This window comes from Bacillus sp. C28GYM-DRY-1, from assembly GCF_030519405.1.
GTDB classification, from domain to species: domain Bacteria; phylum Bacillota; class Bacilli; order Bacillales; family Bacillaceae; genus Bacillus; species Bacillus spizizenii_A.
The window spans coordinates 95,121-115,492 of the sequence record NZ_JAUMKF010000009.1; the positions used below are offsets into that span (position 1 = coordinate 95,121).

The following is a 20,372-nucleotide window of genomic DNA, read 5'->3' on the forward strand; positions in this document are numbered from 1 at the left end:
TGTATAGCAAAACACCTTCATACGCTATAGAGAAAGCCGGCTGTCTCAGCCGGCTCGTAACCATTATAATTCTCTTCTCAACGCAGTCAGCACGTTGGTTTTGGTCGCTTTTCTTGCCGGGTTCATACCGGAAATCACCGCAACCCCTCCGCAAATCACAACGGCAATGATCACAAGGCTGCCCGGGATATAGGAGAATGTGTAATTCAAATCGCCCGCTTCGCCTCCGCCTGTCGCCGCGAGAATCACTGGAACGGCCAGGTTGACAAGGTAGCTCACGCCGTAAGAAATAATAATCCCAATCACACAGCCTAAAATCCCAATATACGCGCTTTCCATTAGAAACATTCGGCGAATGATAGACGGGCTCGCCCCAATCGCTTTCATAATGCCGATTTCCTGCGTTCTTTCAGTAACTGCCATCGTCATCGTGTTAAAAATGCCGATTGCTGAGATAACAACAGCGATACATCCGACAAAGATCAAGCCGATTTTAAAGACCATGAAGAAGGTGTTGACTCCTTCAAGTTCGGTCGTAACTGATGTGACATAGTATCCGTCATCTGTCAGATCATTTGTCAGCTGTTCCACGTTCTCAAATTTATCAGCAAAAACACTAATGTTTGTTTCAGCATTTCCGCCTTTGAAGTCTAAGAATTCCGAAAAATCTTTCTTAAATTGCTCACTGATAAAAATGTTTGAGTCCTCCATCCAATCTTGAGATGGCTTTTTTGTAATACCGACAATTTTAAAGTCATATGTTTTTGTTTTTTCAACATCCCCTGTTTTAGAATCTGTCTTTGATACACTTAATTCAATCGTTTTGTTCAGAATATCTTTCGTATAGCCCTCTGGTTCTTTTATATCATCCAGGTTTCCACTTGCTTCCTCGATTTTTTTGTTATAATCTTCCGATTCTTTTTTCGTTAATAATCTCTTTGCAAAGTCGTATCCTACTACGATTTCGTTTTCCGACTTTGCGACTCTTCCTTTTTCCAACTCCATATTGGCCTTCAGTTCATCATTCATATTGGTAAAGATTAAATTAGAGCTTTCATTTGTACGATTGCCTAAAGTTGCTTTGTTTGGTTCATATACTTGCGTTCTTTCTACAACTGATCTTACATGATTGTACTTCTCTAAATCAGCTTTTTTAATGGGCTTATCGCCTTCCTTGCCCATTACACTGACTTTGGTCACAACCTGCTGGCTCATCGTGATATCCGTAATCGTCTTTTGAATGCCGAATCCAACAGATGACAGCACAACCAAAAACGCACACGCCATTGTCGTCGCCAGCACTGTCATAAAGACACGGAGCCTGTTTTTCTTCATATTTCTTCTAATAAAATGAACCTGATCCTTAAACCTCAACGGTAATTCCCCCTTTTAACACGCCGTCATGAAGCTGAAATTTCGAGTGTCCGATGGAAGCCACTTCATCATCGTGAGTAATGATCACAAATGTAATGCCCCGCTCACGGTTTAGCTGTTGAATCAAATTCAGCACTTCCTGTTCCGTTTCTGAATCAAGGCTTCCCGTCGGCTCATCCGCTAAAATAATGGATGGGTTTAAAATCAACGCTCGCGCAATACTGACACGCTGCTGCTGGCCGCCTGACAGTTCATTCGGATAATGGGCGGCGTGATTTTCCAGACCGACGCGTTTCAGCATGTCCTGCACCTTTTGCTTGCGTTCAGACGGTTTAATCCCTTTTAACGCCAGCGGCATTTCAACATTTTCATACGTCGTTAATCCCGGGATAAGCTGAAAGCTTTGAAATATAAACCCAAAGTGTTCAAGGCGGAATTGAGCCCATTCCTTTTCATTAAAGCCCGTGACATCAGTTCCGTTAATCACAATACGCCCTTTTGTTGGTGAGATGTAGCCTGAAATCAAATTCAGAAGCGTTGACTTCCCCGACCCGCTTCGTCCGACGATACAGGCGATTTCCCCTTTCGCAACAGTCAACGAGACATCTTTTAAGACAGGCACTTCATTCTCACGGCCCTTTTTTCCGATCGTGAAAGAATGGTTAATATGCTGAACATCAATCATCTTTTCTCTCTCCCTTATACATGTTTTGTTTTTTTATAAATCGCAAAATAGCTGATAAGAAAACCAATCACAGCGCCTGCGGCCATGCCAAAGAGATAGCCTCCGATACCCCCGCTTGCGGCGTATCCGAAGCAGCCGAAGCCTAAAATGCCAAATATAATGACAATCACTTGCACCGGTAGATCCAATGCTTTCCACAAAAAGAAGGACCCGTTTCGTTCATTTGACATTTTGGTGAAGCTAATGTACCCGATGATGTAAAACATGATGTTCATCACAGTCGGAATTACTAAGTAATACGGTGAATGCCCAACCCAGTTTGGAACAACATACGTAATCGGAAATACATACATCATCCATTCTGGTATAGGGAAATCCAAAAATGCCAATCTCCCGCCAAAAAGGATATCCATACTAATTGCAGGCAAGGTAATAACTAAAAAAGGTGAAATAACGACGGTAAATGACACTAGCAGCTGGGCAAAAATATGGCCTGTAAGAGCTCCGCCCGCCATGACAAGAGAATAAGCCAACATGCTGACGATAATCATGCCTAAGCTGTAGTAATGAAAATAAAACACCTGATCAGGTTTCAAAAGCACCAGCAACAAAACAGATAAAACATAGCCTATGAGTTGCGGTACCACAATCACCATGCCGCCTATCATAAACTTTGCGTTAAATACCTGGCCTCTTGTATAAGGAAGGCTTAAAGTAAATTCAGACAAACCCTTACTACGTTCAATCCCAATCTGGCTGACGGCCAAAACGACACCCCAAATCCAAAACAATGAGATAAATGTGCCGTGAAAATAATCGATTGTAAATAGGCAGGTTCCTCCCCACTCACTCTGTTGAGCGGCGCAACCTCGATATGAGTTATACTTACTTAAAACGGTAAAAGGATTGTTAATCATAAATGCCACAAAAATCGTAGTTAACAGAGCTTTATTTTGCCTCCACTCTTTATAAAACAGCCCAAAGTCCGGCAAATCACTTCCCTCCAAACCGAAAGTATTTCTTAATGTTTCGTTTTCTTATAAATAGAGAAGTAGCTCACAAAGAATCCAACTACAGCTCCAATAACCATCCCCAAAACATAACCAATGAAGGAATTTCCAGAGTAATATCCAAATAACCCAAATCCAAGAATTCCGAAAGACATAACCAGTATTTGTACCGGACGGTCTAATCTCTTCCAAAGGAAAAAGTGTCCGTTTCGTTCACTTGGATGCTTTTTGAAGCTTATAAAGCCAATCAAGTAAAATAGAATGCTCATTACCGATGGAATCAACAAAATATATTTACTGTTAGCTAGCCATTCATTTGCAACGTAACTAATCGGTACTAGATACAATAAATTGCTCGTTAGAGAAAAATAAGCCTTTGGGGAAGGGAATAGTTCCCATATACTCACTCCAAGCACGACTTCAACGTTTCCAGCTGGCAAAGCAACAATTAAATAGGGCAATACCGCAGCAGCAAATGCCGTTAATAATTGGGCAAAAACATTCCCCGTTAATGCCCCTGCGGCCATTAACAAACAGTAAGCCATAAAACTAATCACCATTACACCAACGCTGCTGTGCTCGAAATAGTACACATGCTCAGGTTGGTAAACAAGTATCAGCAGCCATGCGAGTAAAAAGCCAATCAATTGTGATAGTACAATCACTAAACCGCCTAACCAAAATTTCGTCTGAAAAATGTGGCTTCTGTTATAAGGGAGGCTTAATATAAAATCCATCGTGCCTTTCGAACGTTCCATTCCCAGGAAGCAAACCGCCAAAATGACACCCGGCACCCAGTTGATACCTATCAGATTGCTTCTATGATAATTTACAATAAAATCACAATATTGCGGGTCATGATGAGCCAAACACCCTTGATAAGACAAATACGTATTAACGATAGAAAGCGGATTTGCCAGCACTAAAAACACAATACTTAACAAAATCACCACTTGATTCTGCTTCCACTCTCGATAGAGGAGACCTCGGTCTACCATCTCCGCTTCCCTCCAAACTTCGCAATGAACACTTCTTCCAAGTTGACAGGAAGCTCATTCCACACTTTTGGCTTCAGCTCTCTCAAAAAGCTCTTGTTCTCCTCATCGCTTTTCGGGATCAGCACCGTGTAAAACACACCGGCCTGATCGAGCATCGGAATGTTTTGCTCTCTGATGGCCAAATTGACATCTGTATCGAAGGCCATTTGAATTTTAATGTATTCTTCTTTTAACTCATCAAGATCCATGACGTTGGTTAGTCTGTTATCTTCGAGAAAACCAATTCGGTTGCACATCCGCTCAATGTCCTCAAGGCGGTGGGAGGTGATCAGGATGCTCGTATCACGCTCCGCCACTTCATCGACCATCAGCTGCAATACATCATGTCTTGTCACCGCGTCTATTCCATCCGTTGGCTCATCAAGAAGAATCAGTGCCGGTCTCGCTGCAAACGACAGAACGAGCGACAGCTGTTTTTTCAAACCTGTCGACAGTTCGCGGTATTTTTTCGTTTCTGGAATTTCATATCTGTTCATCAGCTCATTCGCGTACGTGACATCAAATTTCGGATAAATTCTTCTTAGGATATCGACTAGCTGCTTGTATGTATACTTGTCGTAAAAAGGATTTTGAACAGGCATGTAAATGATATTCTGTTTGACCTTCGGATGCTTTTTGATTTCTACGCCATCAAACAAGATCGTCCCGCTGTCGGCGAAAATGATTTGCTGGATTAAGCGAAGCATTGTCGTTTTGCCTGACCCATTGCGGCCGAGCAGCCCGAAGATTTCTCCTTTTTCAATTGTCAATGAAACATCTTTTAATACTTGATTTCCGTCAATCGTTTTTGACAGCTGCCGTAATTCAATCATTCTCTCGCCCTCCTTTCACATCAGCGCTGATTTCCTTCATCCATTCCTGCAGTTTTTCCAGCTCAACCCCTGTATAATGGGCATCGATGATGAGCTGTTTCAGTTGCTCTTTAATCATCGTCATCTTCCCTTCAACCAGTGTCGTTTTTGCATTCTCCGATATATAGGTCCCTCTGCCCCGAAGCGTTTCAATAATCCCCTCTCGCTCAAGCTCTTTATACGCTTTGCTGACAGTGTTCGGATTCGCAATAATGATCGTCGCCAATTCTCTGACAGAAGGAAGCTTATCACCAGGCTTCATGATCCCTTTCAAACAAAGCTCTTTCATCTGCTGAATAATTTGTTCGTAAATAGGTGTTGAGCTCCTTGGATCGATTTGAATCATTTACTTCCCTACTTTCTATACGATCTGAACCTTTTATAGATAAAACTGATCAATTATACTTTTTTGCCATTCAAATCCGATCATCACAAGAATAAGAAAAAAAGAACAAGCGATCACAGATGCCGCGATCAGCATCGGCAGATTGCGTTTGTTACGTTTTTTATGTTTCATAACTGCCTCCCTTTAATTTCAATATATAAATGACTTCTATCAGTGTCTATAGTGTATTACTTCAATTAGTACACCTAATACAATAAACACTATGATCCACAAAGTCAATCCTTTTCTACAAAAAAACGGACCCTTATCAAAAGGGTCCGTTTCTTACACATCAAGAGGGTGCTGCAGGATCATATTATTTTGTAAAGCTTGAAGCTGAAGCCTCATTCTGTACAGCTGTTCTCTTTGCTGATCATTTGATGACAGCCACAGCTTATTTATGGCATTTACCGCATTTTCAAGCTGCATTTGTGCATCGCTGTATTCCTGGTCATTATAATGCTCTTGTTTAGAAGCGATTGTCAGCTGTTCTTCAGCATAATCATATGCCTGCATACATTGCTGGAGATGTTCATCTACTGATTGTCTTGTTGCCATAAAAAACCTCCTCCATAAAGGCTTATTTATAGCTTTAACAATTTGATAAAATAAATAATATGCAATAAGCTACTCATTTAACTTTTTTTAGATAAACAAAATTAATTAATATAATCTTTATAATATTCCTTCATTTTTCCTCTTTGTACTTTTCCACTCGTTGTTTTTAAAATTTTTCTTACTGGAATTATTTGATGTACCTCTAATCCTAACTGTTGGGAAATTTCTTTCTTTATCTCTTGATCCACTAAAGTCATGTCAAAACTTTTTTTACACCTAAAAAAGAGAACAAGATCCTCCTCACCTTTTACTTCATTATAAATTCCGCAAGCAACTATATTTCCTAATTCAACCTCTTTTACATTTTCTGCAATCCGTTCTATATCATGGGCATAATAATTTTGCCCATTTTTAATAATAATATCTTTAGATCTGCCTGTAACAACAAGACCACCTTCACGTATAAAACCTATATCTCCTGTATTTAGCCAACCATCTGGTGTCAAAATATCATTTGTAGCACTTTCATTGTTATAGTACCCGGATGTTACATTGTCACCTTTTATTTGTATAAAACCTATATACCCATCTTTTAAAACATTATTAAAATCATCACAAATACGGAGTAAACAATTATTAACAGCTGTTCCGACTTCAACAAAAGTAATACTTTCTTTTTGATTATTTATCTCCCTCACTTTTTGACCAATACCAACAGAAGTCCTGTCAACATTGACAGGAACAAAAAGTTCTCCAACTTTAGGAACACTAACAGCAACGGTCGCTTCCGCCAAACCATATACAGTATTAAGCGCATTAGGATTCAATTCAAATTGACGCATTTCTTGTAGAAAGTTATCACATAATAAGGCAGAAATAGGTTCAGCCCCATTAGCGATAAGCCTTACACACGATAAATCCCAATTATAAGAACCTCTTTTCTTATAATGATCTAAAAAAAATTTAAAACCAAAGTTTGGTGAATAAAGCTGAGTAATTCGATGTTCATCTGCTTTCATTAACCACAAATTCGGTCTTCTTATAAAAACTGATGTTGGTATAATATATTGTGGAATTTTTTTTAGAGTTGATGCTAAATGTACAGCTATGAGCCCCATATCATGAGTTAATGGCGTCCAACTTAACGATGAATCAACATCTGTAGTCCCCCAAGCATCATTTAAATCCGATAAATTAGTAGTAAGATTTTTATGGGTCAAAACAACTCCCTTTGGATCCCCTGTAGTCCCTGAAGAGAACTGAATAAAAGCAATATCTTCTGGTTTGGGTGGCATTAATTTTCCAATTAAATTAGTATCAACTTTAATTTCATTTAATTGTATAGACTTATTTGACATAGCATTAGAAATATCCGATTCCGCAATTTCTTGTAAAGAAGTTAGATTTTTTAAATCTGTTATAATAAACGGATTATTGAGGATTTTCCATATACGAATTACCTTTAATTTATGTTCAGGATTGTAACCTATACTTAATGGGACAGGTATAATTCCACCCAAAATGCATGCCCAAAAAACTTGTATAAACGTAGTGTTATCTGTTATTTGCAAAATTAATTCATCGTTTTTTTGCAGACCTTTCTTTTGTAACACACCAAGAATTTTTATTGATTTCTCATATAAATCATGATAAGAAACATAAGTTTCATCATTAGCTCCGCTAATAAATGTAATACCTTTGTTATTCCGGTGTTGTGCATCGGTTATTATGTCAAAAACTGTATTATTCATTTTTTCTCCTCTATATCTATAATATTTTTAAAATTTTCATTTAAGTTATCTAAAAGAAATTTTATTTTTTTTGTATTTAGGTAATAATAAGTCTTATTTTGAATTCTGGTACTTTGTACTAACCCTTGAATTGTCAAAACTCTCATATGATGAGATATTGTTGCATTTGTCAAATTTAATTCTTCCGCTATTTCGTTAGCATAAAACTTTTTATTTTTTAGTAAAATTAATATTTTGAACTTACTTTTATCAGATATTAATTTTAATAAATTTACTATTTGATCAACATCTATTTTTTCATTTTTAAATAATTGGTCAACTTTATATCCAAGACCTAGATAAATTTCATCAAGCTTTTTAGATATAGTAGCCGTATACGGGATTAGAGTAGGGTAGATGTTAATATAACTACAGTTTAGATACTCTTTCCCCTTAATTGTCTCAATAATATATTTTGGGAATTCATCATTAATATTCTTCAATTGATCAATCCAAATATCTCTAAATGGTATTAATATCGTTAAAGCATGATTAAGTCTATCATTAATGGATAGTAATTTTTCACAAAAAAGTTCTATATATTTTTTCGGAGATTTTAAAACCTTAAATATAATCCATTTAAATTCATTTTTTATCTTCAACTCATTTAATAATGAAAAAGTCTTATCTATATTATCTAAATATCCATCTATGTCAGTTCTATCTAATTGTCCATTTAAATACAATAAAGATTGTATTATATTTGTTTGTACTTCTTTATCAGAATAATTCAATAAAAAATCTATGACTTCGGAAAAGTTCTTGTCATATATATCAGACACTTTAAAGAAGGAAGTTGCTAAACAAAAAACATTAGCATTAACAACATCCTTATATTCACAAAAACTCCCAAAATAAAAGTTTAAATATTCTTCGTTTAAATTATTTATTTTTTTCAATTCCTCTAACAATTGATAATATTCTTTTTCTAAGTTCAAATTCATTTCATTACAGTATTCTATAAAAAAGTTAGTATGTTTTAAAAATAAAATCGAAGATATTTTATCGGAGAAATCAGCAACATTGTCATTCAACCTTATTTTCATTTTTAAAAACCCCTTATACTGTCTAAATAATATTATTATCTTTATACCTTTCCTTAATATACTTAATTGAACAAGTTTCTCCGTGCCCCGGGCAAACAATAGTATCTTCATTCATGTTATTCAGTAAATAAGAGATCGATCTTCGTAATAATTCTCCGTTACCCGTTTTTTTGTCAACTCCAGAATTTTCGTCCTTAAATAGAGTATCTCCTGTAAATAATAATTCATCAATTTTTATACATATACTTCCGGATGTGTGTCCCGGGCTAAGAATAGGCAGGAATTCTAATCCTTTAAGTTTTATCATTTTATTTTCTTTAAGGAGAATATCGCTTTTTTCGAATATAAATGATTTTCCCATGAGTCCCAATCCATTATTCACTAAATCCTTTGCAAAATTCAATTCTTTTTCATGTATTACAAAACTACATTTGAATTTTTTCTTTATTTCTTGAGCTGAATACGTATGGTCAAAATGGGAATGGGTGAATATAATATGATTAATACCTTTAATTTTTTCTTTTTCACAGAAATGTGTTAAATAATCGATGCTAACCCCAGAATCAATAAGGATTGTTTGATTTTCACTACTGATTAAATATGTGTTTGAAGAATTCACCCCATTAGAAAATTTAAAAATTTTATAATCATCCGTTTCATATATTAGTTCATCTATTTCTGCACACTTTTTAGCTTTTTGATTAACATAATCTAGTATCTCTCTTAGGTTTTCATTTTGAATAAAAGTTTCTAATACTATTTCTGGCAACTTATCCTTTATTTCATGATACATACTCACTAGGCTTAATGAATCTCCTCCAACCTCATAAATGTCTTGCTTTAAATCAATTTCATTAACGCCAAAGATTTTTGCCCATGCATCGACAATAAGTTTTTCATTTTTATTTAAAATAATGTCATCCTTTAAGATATAACTTCTTTTTTCTTCACTATACCAACATCTTGTTTTTTTAAATGGGTAAACAGGCAACGAGACAACCTGACAATCATATTGATAAATTTCATGCCAGTCGATGTTTTTACCTTTGATATACTGTATACATATATTCTGTAAATCATGATTAAGTGGATTAATCCCGCTCTCTATTTGTCCATACTTCATGTCCAAATTATTGTTTAAAAATGCATCTTGTAATTGGAAACTCTCATTCCCCTTTCCAAGTTCAGTCAGGCATTCATAGAGTTTTTTCATTAATTCTTCTTTATTGGAGGCTATAATAGCTAATCTATATTTGTTATGATCCCTTCTACAGTTTAAAGTATATGATACATCAGTTAAAATCAATTCTTGCTCGTTGTAAATAAAGTGATAAAATTCTTGTAATTTAATTTTCAAAATCTCTAGATCATTAGCAGATAATGTGAAAATCAGAGGCTTTTCTTTGGTTAAATTTCTTTCTTTCTTGTAATTAGAAATAATAATGTGACAGTTAGTTCCACTCATTCCAAAAGAACTTATACTTGCAAATAACCTTTCATTTTCATCTAAATTAACTTCTTGTTTATTTATGTATATTGGTGAGTCACTAAGGTCAATTTTTTTGTTAGGTGTTTTAAAATTTATATTAGGAGGAAATTTTTTCTCATTTATTGCCAATATAGATTTCAGTAGTCCTGCTGCTCCAGAGGCACTGAGCAGATGACCTATATTATTCTTAACAGATCCTATAGGACAATATTGTTTTTTTGCTGTTCTGTCCTTTAAAACTTGACTCATCGCTTCCAATTCTATTAAATCACCTATAGCTGTTCCAGTTCCATGACCTTCTATAAACGATAGATTATTAACATCTACATCAGATTTATTTAAATTTTCAGATATCAGATTTCTCTGGCCATCCAAACTAGGTGTAGCTATTCCAAGTGAATTTCCATGGTTTTGAATGCTGCTTGCCTCGATTACCGCATGGATATTATCTTTGTCTCTTAGGGCACTATATAAGGGTTTTAACACGAAAGAAATTATCCCCTCTCCAAAACCAGTTCCATCCGATTCATCATCATATGCTTTTGTCCTATAATTCTTTGATTCAATCCCCAACTTTACATCATGTTGAAGAGGTATAAGATTTAAGTTACATCCACCAGCAATAGCCATTTCACATTCTTTGTATAAAATAGCCTTACATGCTTCATGAACAGCTACTAGAGATGATGAGCAAGAGGTATCTATGGTCAAACTTGGTCCTTTTAGATCAAAGTAATGTGAAACTCTACTAGCTATCATTGATGGCAAATTGTTTACAATACTAATTGGATCTCTAATTGATGAATCGTAAATAATCTTATCGTAATTATATATAGCATCACTATTACTACTTCCAACATATACACCAACATTTTGCCCTTTAATATGATTTGCTGTATATCCTGCATCCAATAAAGAATTAAAACTCGTTTCCAAAAACAGTCTTTGTCTAGGATCCATTAAACATGCTTCTTGATACGGGATTTTAAAATATCTATAATCAAATTTATCTACATCACTCACAAACGCCATTTGTTGGTATTTTAAATTCTCTGAGTTCATACCTATATGGTTGAAAAAATTATTACAATCTAACTTTCTTTCATTGTCAATATAATCTACACAATCCACTTTATTCATCAAGTTTTCCCAAAATTCTTTATAGTTATTTGCCTTAGGTAACTTCGAAGAAATACCAATAACAGCAATCTTATCTTTTATTTCTTTTCTATTGAATGTTTGTTGATCATTAGTATTAATGTGTTCAAATATATTGAACATAAACTTGTTCTTCCTTCCTTTAGAGCACCTCATCAAAAGGTGCTCTATTTTTAATTCAATTTAGAAATTACATCTATAAAAGTTTTAAAAAACAATTCCATCGAATCATTTTTTAATTTATCATTCGAATACATCATTGAAAATTGTATTTTTTTGTCTGTCCTCTGAGTATATTCAAAAATAAAATCATAATACTTACTCAGATTATATTGCGGATTTTTTGAGTTCTCTCCATTCATCATTATTACATTTATAGAAGACGAATTGTTTTTTAAATTTATTTTTTTTGAATAATGGAATTTACTGAGGAAACTTTTTTTAACAGAGTTACTTTTTATAAGTTTTCTGAGCTCATCAAGACTTTGATAGTTTTTTGTTGCTACTTTTTCAAATAATATATAGCCGTTATTTTGCAAACTAGATATATAGTATTCTTCTTTTTCTACAAAGCTTGATAATAAATAAAGAAAAGTATTAACAATGTTAGACTCTGCTTCCTTATTAAAGATTAAGTTTATCTTTTTTTCTAAAATAATAATTTTCTTACCCTCATAGTTATGTTCATCATTTAAGATTTTTTGAGGAACTTCTATTGAATCTAATAGTAAATTAGACAATGAATTGGTTTGACTATTTAAATACTGAGATATTTCTTCTATACTTTGATATTTAAATAAATCCGCTATGTTTAAATCTTTATAATCACTCTGCATTTTTGAGTAAAGGAGTGATAAAGTGATTGAGTTGCCACCTAATTCAAAGAAGTTATCATCAATACTGATGTCTTCAACATCCAGAACATTTCGCCAAATTTCCACAAGTTTTTTCTCTGTTTCAGTTCTTGCTTGCTTTATAGTCTTTTGGATAACCTCGTCTTGATCTGTGATGTCTTTTTCTAATAATCTTTTTCTATCTACCTTCCCGTTACCAGTAAGAGGAATCTCCCCAATTTGCAGTATATAAGTTGGCACCATATAGCCAGGGACCTGGTTTCCAATAAATGTTTTAAGTTCATTTATGTCTAATGATTGATTTCCTACAACGTACGCACATAAAACATCTTGATTTCTCTTGTCTTTTCGATTAATGACTGTAACATTTTTCACCTTGCGGTATTCCAAGATCACACTCTCAATTTCCCCTAGTTCTACACGATATCCACGGATTTTAATTTGATAATCTTTACGTCCTTGAAACTCAATATAGCCATCTTGAGTAAAGACTCCCATATCACCTGTTTTATATAATCTCCCATAAGACGGATGTTCAATAAATGAAGCTTCTGTTTTCTCCTTAGCATTCAAATATCCCTCTGCTACCCCTTTTCCTCCTATAAATAACTCTCCTTTTACTCCTATTGGACAAAGTTCGTTATTATAATCTAAAACATAGTATGTCTGGTTAGCTAAAGGATAGCCATAAGGAATACTGGTCCATTCTTTCTTTACCTTATTAATTGGATAGTAAATAGACCATATTGAAGCCTCAGTAGCTCCTCCTAAACTAATTACTTTACTATCTACAAAGTGATCATGAATTCTTTCAGGTAAAGTAACAGGTATCCAGTCTCCGCTTAATAAAACTAGCCGTAGATCTGGAAGTGCATCATAGTCAATTGCTTCAATACTAGGTTTTTTTTCTTCCTCATCCATATAGTTTACTAGCATTTCCATAATCATGGGAACGGAGTTCCAAACTGTAATACCGTTTTCCTTTACTATATGATAAATAGTCTTAACATCTCTCTGATCTTCGATCATTACCAATGTTGCCCCAACAGAAAAGGCTCCAAAAATATCATAAATTGATAAGTCAAAAGACATTGAGGACAAGCCAATAAAACGGTCTCTGGCATTCACTTTAAATTTTGTATTAATATCAATGATTGTATTAGTTACTGCTTGATGGGTAATCACTACCCCTTTAGGTTTTCCAGTACTTCCAGAGGTATATATCGCATAAGCAATTTGATCAGGGGATACTTTACAATCACTTTTAGATTCTTCATAAGTAGATATAATACTTTTTGCAAGTTCAGATGTTAATGTGACTTTACATTCACCATCTTGCAAGATGTATGTTTGCCTTTCTTTTGGAAAGTCTGGGTTAATCGGAATATAGGCAGCTCCAATTTTCAGGATAGCCAAAATGTTAGCAACTGTTTCAATCTCACGATTGACAATGACGCCTACAAAATCATTAGACTGGACACCATTAATTTCAAGATAACGGGCTATTCGATTAGACATCACTCTTAATTGCTGATAAGTAATATCTCTGTCTTTATATTCAATTGCGATATTTTCAGGTGTTTCTACAGCCTGTCTTTCAAAAAGATGATAAAGAGTATCAGGTTGAATAACTTTTGAAGTATCATTATACTCTGAAATCACTCTCTCTAAATTAGAATGACTAGGATAAGAAAACTGATTATTAGCCAGTAAACTCTCTATTATAGCAACGTAGTCTTTAAACATGGATTCTATAACATTCTCTTCGAAAAGCTCTGACACATAATCCCAGCTAAGCATAACTCCATCGCCTAGTTGTATAACTTGGTGATCTAAGTAAACCTGAGATGTCTGACTTACAGCCATTTTCAATTCACTTAGATTTAATAAATCATTATCAAAATCAAACGTCTTTCCAAATAGCATACTTGTGAATACGACTGGCATTGTTGCACTTTTTTGATCTAATTCATTATATTTAGCATATTCTCTAATAAATTCAACACCATCATAATCCCTATGTTCTAATGCTTCCATAAACGTAAGCTGTACTTTCTTTGCTTCTTCCCAGAAGCTTTTTTCCTCTGCAAAGTTTGCTTTCAACATAATTAAAGATGTAAAGTCACCTATTATATCATTAACTTGTTGATGAAGTGGTTGTCGATTAAATACAGTTGTATTTATCGCTACATTTGATTGATTGCTCCATTTTGAAAGTACTTTAGCATAGGCCGTAAATAATACAATTGCAGGTGTAACATTGTGATTAGCTGCTTTTCTGCTAAATTCCTCCCACATTTGCATATTTATTATCTTTGATTTTCTTTTAAAAGTAGGATTACTTATTTTATTTAGTTTTTCTTTTAAAGGCACCACCGGTGCTCTTGGAAAGTCTTCTAATTGGTTTATCCAATATGCTTTATCACTCTTATACTTTTCTGTATCTTTGACTTTTTTATAAGCAAGCATGTAATCTCGATAATTAATTTTCAACTGAGATATTTCATTTTCTTTCTCACTATAAATTTGAGAAATTTCTTTAAACAATAATTGGATACTTGCGCCGTCAGCAATTAGCATATCTATCCCAAAGAAGAGTAAGTACTTACTTTCCCCTAGTTTGAGTGCTTTAAATTCGAATAACGGCCATGTATTTGGATCAAAAATATGGTGAGAAGTTTTTCTTCTAACTTCTAATATTTTATTTTCTCTCGTTTCTACACCCAATTTGCTTATATCTTCTACTTGGATTTTATAAGGAGGCACATGTTCTAATACTTTTTGTTTTCCGTTCGGCAAAATGACTGCTCGGAGCATACTTTGGCGATCTATAACTTTTTGGAGACTTTTATTAAACCTCTCAATATCTAATTGTGATTCAATTTCTAAATATGCATGGGTTGATGTACCACCTAACTCAAATTGTGTATCCCTTCCCATCAAATAAGCCATTTGCACATCAGTTAAATCGAACTCTTCATTCTCATTTTCTTTATCTACTGTAATGTTATTGTATATATTTTCTCCATTCACTGTTTTGTCGTGAACATCGATGAATGGAGCTAATTTTTCAATCGTACTATTTGAGATAAAGCTTCTAAAATCTAATTTGACATTGAAATGATCTTCAATAACTGAAATTAAATTAATAATTAATATAGAGTTTCCGCCTAATTCAAAGAAGTTATCATCAATACTGATGTCTTCAACATCCAGAACATTTCGCCAAATTTCCACAAGTTTTTTCTCTGTTTCAGTTCTTGCTTGCTTTATAGTCTTTTGGATAACCTCGTCTTGATCTGTGATGTCTTTTTCTAATAATCTTTTTCTATCTACCTTCCCGTTACCAGTAAGAGGAATCTCCCCAATTTGCAGTATATAAGTTGGCACCATATAGCCAGGGACCTGGTTTCCAATAAATGTTTTAAGTTCATTTATGTCTAATGATTGATTTCCTACAACGTACGCACATAAAACATCTTGATTTCTCTTGTCTTTTCGATTAATGACTGTAACATTTTTCACCTTGCGGTATTCCAAGATCACACTCTCAATTTCCCCTAGTTCTACACGATATCCACGGATTTTAATTTGATAATCTTTACGTCCTTGAAACTCAATATAGCCATCTTGAGTAAAGACTCCCATATCACCTGTTTTATATAATCTCCCATAAGACGGATGTTCAATAAATGAAGCTTCTGTTTTCTCCTTAGCATTCAAATATCCCTCTGCTACCCCTTTTCCTCCTATAAATAACTCTCCTTTTACTCCTATTGGACAAAGTTCGTTATTATAATCTAAAACATAGTATGTCTGGTTAGCTAAAGGATAGCCATAAGGAATACTGGTCCATTCTTTCTTTACCTTATTAATTGGATAGTAAATAGACCATATTGAAGCCTCAGTAGCTCCTCCTAAACTAATTACTTTACTATCTACAAAGTGATCATGAATTCTTTCAGGTAAAGTAACAGGTATCCAGTCTCCGCTTAATAAAACTAGCCGTAGATCTGGAAGTGCATCATAGTCAATTGCTTCAATACTAGGTTTTTTTTCTTCCTCATCCATATAGTTTACTAGCATTTCCATAATCATGGGAACGGAGTTCCAAACTGTAATACCGTTTTCCTTTACTATATGATAAATAGTCTTAACATCTCTCTGATCTTCGATCATTACCAATGTTGCCCCAACAGAAAAGGCTCCAAAAATATCATAAATTGATAAGTCAAAAGACATTGAGGACAAGCCAATAAAACGGTCTCTGGCATTCACTTTAAATTTTGTATTAATATCAATGATTGTATTAGTTACTGCTTGATGGGTAATCACTACCCCTTTAGGTTTTCCAGTACTTCCAGAGGTATATATCGCATAAGCAATTTGATCAGGGGATACTTTACAATCACTTTTAGATTCTTCATAAGTAGATATAATACTTTTTGCAAGTTCAGATGTTAATGTGACTTTACATTCACCATCTTGCAAGATGTATGTTTGCCTTTCTTTTGGAAAGTCTGGGTTAATCGGAATATAGGCAGCTCCAATTTTCAGGATAGCCAAAATGTTAGCAACTGTTTCAATCTCACGATTGACAATGACGCCTACAAAATCATTAGACTGGACACCATTAATTTCAAGATAACGGGCTATTCGATTAGACATCACTCTTAATTGCTGATAAGTAATATCTCTGTCTTTATATTCAATTGCGATATTTTCAGGTGTTTCTACAGCCTGTCTTTCAAAAAGATGATAAAGAGTATCAGGTTGAATAACTTTTGAAGTATCATTATACTCTGAAATCACTCTCTCTAAATTAGAATGACTAGGATAAGAAAACTGATTATTAGCCAGTAAACTCTCTATTATAGCAACGTAGTCTTTAAACATGGATTCTATAACATTCTCTTCGAAAAGCTCTGACACATAATCCCAGCTAAGCATAACTCCATCGCCTAGTTGTATAACTTGGTGATCTAAGTAAACCTGAGATGTCTGACTAATACTATCCTTAAACAAACCAAGTGAATTAAGATGATTCAATTCCTCATCGAATAACATACTAGTAAAAACTACAGGAAAAACTGCCTTTCCATTAGTCAAATTATTAATTTTAGAATATTCCCTTGTAAACTCTATTCCGTCAAAATCATTATGAGCTAAGGATTCAAAGAAGTTATTTTGTATTCTTTTAGCATCATCCCAAAAATTTTTATTAGAATCAAAACAAACATCAAATATCATAATTTCTGTAAAATCACCTATAATTTCATTTACCTGCTTATGTATTGCTCTTCTATTGAATAAAGTTGTGTTAATAGCCAAATCATTTTTATTACTCCACTTAGCTAATACTTTAGAATAAATAAGTAAGAACAACATACTAGGTCTAATATTATTCTCAGAGCACATTTTCAACAATTTCACCCAATTTTTTTCATCTAACACTTTCTTTAATCTTTTAAAACTGGGTTTTTTAACACTTCTTAAATCCATTTTTAAAGGTAATGAAGGAGGGTCTGGAAAATCTCCAACTTTGTTTAACCAATATCTTTTATCCTTTTGATACTTACTGGATTGTTTGATCTTTTTATAAGCTAATAAATAGTCCTTGTAACTGATTTCTAGTGGGTCTATAGAATTCTCTTCGCAATTATATATAGTTGATATTTCCTTAAATAACAGCTGAATACTTGCCCCATCTGCAATTAACATATCCATACCAAAGAACAAGCGATACTTGTTTTTATCTAACTTTAAAGCTTTAAATTCAAATAAGGGCCAAACATCGGGTTCAAACGTTTTGTGTGAAGCTTTGTTCCGTTCATCAAGTATTTTGTTTTTTTGTTCTAAGCTACTAAGTTTGCTAATATCATTAATTTCTATTTCAAATAATGGGACACTCTTAAGGATCTTTTGTTTTCCATTAGGCATTATGACAGCTCGAAGCATACCTTGACGCTCTATGACTTTGTTTAAAGAATACTGTAATTTTAAGATATCTAACTTACATTCAAGCTCAATATAAGCGTGTGTTGAAGTATTGCCTAATTCAAATTCATTTTCTCTTCCTGATAGATAAGCCATTTGTACGTTTGTCAATTCAAATTCTTCATCTTCGTTATCTTTAACTAAAAAGCAAACATCCTTTTCCTGTTCTTCATCTAGATTTTTAACCTTATGAAAGATGAGCTCACAGAAAGAAGACAAACTTTCACTTTCCACATAGTCATAAATCTCTAAGTTTATTCCATAAGCATCTTCTATTTCCCCTAAAATTCTTAATATCCCTAAAGATGAAACATGAAAATCGTAAATTCTAGAGGATAAATTAATATTTCTGTTTTTGGTCTCTTTGTTAATATTATCTAAAACAAAATTGCTTATATCTCTAAAACTTATGATGTTTGCCTTTGTCTCTATCATTTTTAATTTCCCCTTATTTTTTTATACCCACTTCGACTGTATGCAAGAAGACTTCATTTTTTTTAAGTTTAAAATATTCCTTTAATTCATCGAATTTTATTTCACCAATAGAGCATGATCCAACTTTGAAATACTCCGTTATATATGAAAGAAGAGAAGTCATCACACCCGCCTCTAGCAGCCCATAATAATAACCGTTTCCGCCGTATTTGGGTATAATCACATCATTGTCCAATGTATAAAAAACCGTGAAATTTGATTTTTCGAATATTTCGTAATTCATGAAGTAATTAAAATTAATCTCGCTAAATTCTGCTCTCTCGATTAGGTTGATTGAATTATCAGAAGGTTTATATAAATAAAGTCCTTTTTTAATATTCTCAACTCTATTTTCTTTAATATATAGATATATATTGACTGGATAAAGCCCTCCGGCGCTTGGATAAAAATACTGTGTATTTCCTTTAATATTTTTTTGTTGGAACACCCCAAGAATGTTACTAAATGTTGAAAAACTCATAGGTTTTGATGAATCGAAATTTCTTGTGCTCTTTCTCTCTTTAATAAAAGAGGGTATTTCCTCACAATCATTTAATTGAATTGTTTCTTTAAATTTCAGTGAGGCGAGCCTGTTTAATTGATTATTCCTATATTCATTAATATTTTCACTGTTCAAAAAGTAGTTCTCTTCAAAATTACTGTGAACAAATTGATTTTGAGTTTTAAATAGCTCATTAGGTGTACTAGAGCTATCTATCAAAACCCTATTACGAATTAAATCACGTACAAACATTTTCAAGATTTTAATATTAAAATCTTGAAAAATTAGAGGCAGTTCATTTAAAAAAATCCCTTTTTGAAATTCAAAATATATTTCGGGGAAGAAATCAATTACTTTACCCTTAAACTTTAATTCTCCAATTATTATCTCGTTATCCTCTTGTCTCCATTGTATGCTTGGTGCCCAAAAATATTTATTCACAAAGAGCCTCCTTACTTCAATAAAAGCTTTTCTTTTATAATTTTTATAACTTCCTTGGCGTTTTCATTTATAAAAAAATGCCCTCCATTAATTTGGAAGATATCAACTTCTTTATGTGAATACTCTTTCCATCCTAGTATCTCTTGCATGGAAATTGATTCATCATATTTACCTGAAATAACTGTCATTTTAGTTTCTATTTTATTTTTTATATTATGATTATATGTCTCTATTATTCTGTAATCATTTCTAATTACAGGAATAAACACATTAAGAAGTTCCCGGTTATTTTTCAATCTATTATGTAAACCACCTAATTCATCAATTTTCTTAATCAATTCCTCATCAGACCAATCACTTATAAATTCCTTTTTTGTTAGATTAGGCGCTCCTTTCCCTGAAACAAATAAGTGAACTAATCTATTATCATTTAGTTTGTTTAATATCTGTACTGCCTCATAAGCGATGTAAGCGCCCATACTATGTCCATAAATTGCAAATTTTTGTTCGATTTTATTATGATTCAGTATTTTAGCTACAACATCATCAACAGCTTGGTCAAAAGTCTTGTAATGTTCATCTCAAAACCTAGTTCCCCTACCTGCCAGTTCAATAGGGATTAATTCCATATTTAGTCCCACAATGGGTTTCCACTCATTGTAAATACTAGTCATTCCTCCAGCATGCGGAATACAAAACA

13 protein-coding genes and 1 pseudogene are annotated in these 20,372 nt (G+C 33.7%); all 14 read right to left on the bottom strand.

Annotated elements, in window-relative coordinates:
• Positions 1–63 precede the first annotated feature (63 nt).
• The gene (ytrF, locus tag Q3W56_RS10730; RefSeq protein ID WP_302895464.1) at positions 64–1,374 is read right to left on the bottom strand and encodes an ABC transporter permease YtrF; all 1,311 of its coding nucleotides are present in this window, start codon (positions 1,372–1,374) and stop codon (positions 64–66) included.
• A complete protein-coding gene (ytrE, locus tag Q3W56_RS10735) occupies positions 1,364–2,059 on the bottom strand; it encodes an ABC transporter ATP-binding protein YtrE (protein WP_003223334.1) in 696 nt (231 codons plus the stop codon). Before ytrE ends, ytrF begins: the two co-directional genes overlap by 11 nt.
• Positions 2,060–2,073: 14 nt before the next feature.
• Positions 2,074–3,051, bottom strand: coding sequence for an ABC transporter permease subunit (locus Q3W56_RS10740; protein WP_302895466.1), 978 nt, complete (start codon positions 3,049–3,051; stop codon positions 2,074–2,076).
• Between the two features lie 29 nt (positions 3,052–3,080).
• Complete coding sequence (ytrC, locus tag Q3W56_RS10745) at positions 3,081–4,067, bottom strand: ABC transporter permease YtrC (RefSeq protein WP_302895467.1); 987 nt, start codon at positions 4,065–4,067, stop codon at positions 3,081–3,083.
• A complete protein-coding gene (gene ytrB, locus Q3W56_RS10750) occupies positions 4,061–4,939 on the bottom strand; it encodes an ABC transporter ATP-binding protein YtrB (RefSeq protein ID WP_003223329.1) in 879 nt (292 codons plus the stop codon). Before ytrB ends, ytrC begins: the two co-directional genes overlap by 7 nt.
• On the bottom strand, positions 4,932–5,324 hold the full coding sequence (ytrA, locus tag Q3W56_RS10755) for a GntR family transcriptional regulator YtrA (RefSeq protein WP_302895470.1): 393 nt from the start codon (positions 5,322–5,324) through the stop codon (positions 4,932–4,934). Before ytrA ends, ytrB begins: the two co-directional genes overlap by 8 nt.
• A 33-nt stretch (positions 5,325–5,357) precedes the next feature.
• Positions 5,358–5,495: a hypothetical protein gene (locus Q3W56_RS10760; protein WP_019715453.1), complete on the bottom strand. Its 138-nt coding sequence runs from the start codon at positions 5,493–5,495 to the stop codon at positions 5,358–5,360.
• 153 nt (positions 5,496–5,648) lie between these two features.
• The gene (locus tag Q3W56_RS10765) at positions 5,649–5,921 is read right to left on the bottom strand and encodes a YtzC family protein (protein ID WP_019715455.1); all 273 of its coding nucleotides are present in this window, start codon (positions 5,919–5,921) and stop codon (positions 5,649–5,651) included.
• Positions 5,922–6,022: 101 nt separating this feature from the next.
• Complete coding sequence (locus tag Q3W56_RS10770) at positions 6,023–7,672, bottom strand: AMP-binding protein (protein WP_302895473.1); 1,650 nt, start codon at positions 7,670–7,672, stop codon at positions 6,023–6,025.
• Complete coding sequence (locus Q3W56_RS10775; protein WP_302895475.1) at positions 7,669–8,757, bottom strand: ArsR/SmtB family transcription factor; 1,089 nt, start codon at positions 8,755–8,757, stop codon at positions 7,669–7,671. Before Q3W56_RS10775 ends, Q3W56_RS10770 begins: the two co-directional genes overlap by 4 nt.
• Positions 8,758–8,779: 22 nt before the next feature.
• On the bottom strand, positions 8,780–11,527 hold the full coding sequence (locus tag Q3W56_RS10780) for a beta-ketoacyl synthase N-terminal-like domain-containing protein (protein WP_302895477.1): 2,748 nt from the start codon (positions 11,525–11,527) through the stop codon (positions 8,780–8,782).
• A gap of 50 nt (positions 11,528–11,577) precedes the next feature.
• Positions 11,578–18,690: a non-ribosomal peptide synthetase gene (locus Q3W56_RS10785; RefSeq protein WP_302895480.1), complete on the bottom strand. Its 7,113-nt coding sequence runs from the start codon at positions 18,688–18,690 to the stop codon at positions 11,578–11,580.
• Positions 18,691–18,703: 13 nt separating this feature from the next.
• Positions 18,704–19,672, bottom strand: coding sequence for a SagB/ThcOx family dehydrogenase (locus Q3W56_RS10790; protein ID WP_302895482.1), 969 nt, complete (start codon positions 19,670–19,672; stop codon positions 18,704–18,706).
• 11 nt (positions 19,673–19,683) lie between these two features.
• Positions 19,684–20,238 (bottom strand): annotated as a pseudogene (locus Q3W56_RS10795) (thioesterase II family protein); the annotation flags it as partial.
• Positions 20,239–20,372: the final 134 nt, after the last annotated feature.

Coding starts and splice junctions, on each gene's coding strand:
- ytrE (WP_003223334.1), bottom strand. CDS start 2,059: ATGATTGATGTTCAGCATATTAACCATTCTTTCACGATCGGAAAAAAG.
- ytrC (WP_302895467.1), bottom strand. CDS start 4,067: ATGGTAGACCGAGGTCTCCTCTATCGAGAGTGGAAGCAGAATCAAGTG.
- ytrB (WP_003223329.1), bottom strand. CDS start 4,939: ATGATTGAATTACGGCAGCTGTCAAAAACGATTGACGGAAATCAAGTA.
- ytrA (WP_302895470.1), bottom strand. CDS start 5,324: ATGATTCAAATCGATCCAAGGAGCTCAACACCTATTTACGAACAAATT.
- Q3W56_RS10760 (WP_019715453.1), bottom strand. CDS start 5,495: ATGAAACATAAAAAACGTAACAAACGCAATCTGCCGATGCTGATCGCG.
- Q3W56_RS10765 (WP_019715455.1), bottom strand. CDS start 5,921: ATGGCAACAAGACAATCAGTAGATGAACATCTCCAGCAATGTATGCAG.
- Q3W56_RS10770 (WP_302895473.1), bottom strand. CDS start 7,672: ATGAATAATACAGTTTTTGACATAATAACCGATGCACAACACCGGAAT.
- Q3W56_RS10775 (WP_302895475.1), bottom strand. CDS start 8,757: ATGAAAATAAGGTTGAATGACAATGTTGCTGATTTCTCCGATAAAATA.
- Q3W56_RS10780 (WP_302895477.1), bottom strand. CDS start 11,527: ATGTTCAATATATTTGAACACATTAATACTAATGATCAACAAACATTC.
- Q3W56_RS10785 (WP_302895480.1), bottom strand. CDS start 18,690: ATGATAGAGACAAAGGCAAACATCATAAGTTTTAGAGATATAAGCAAT.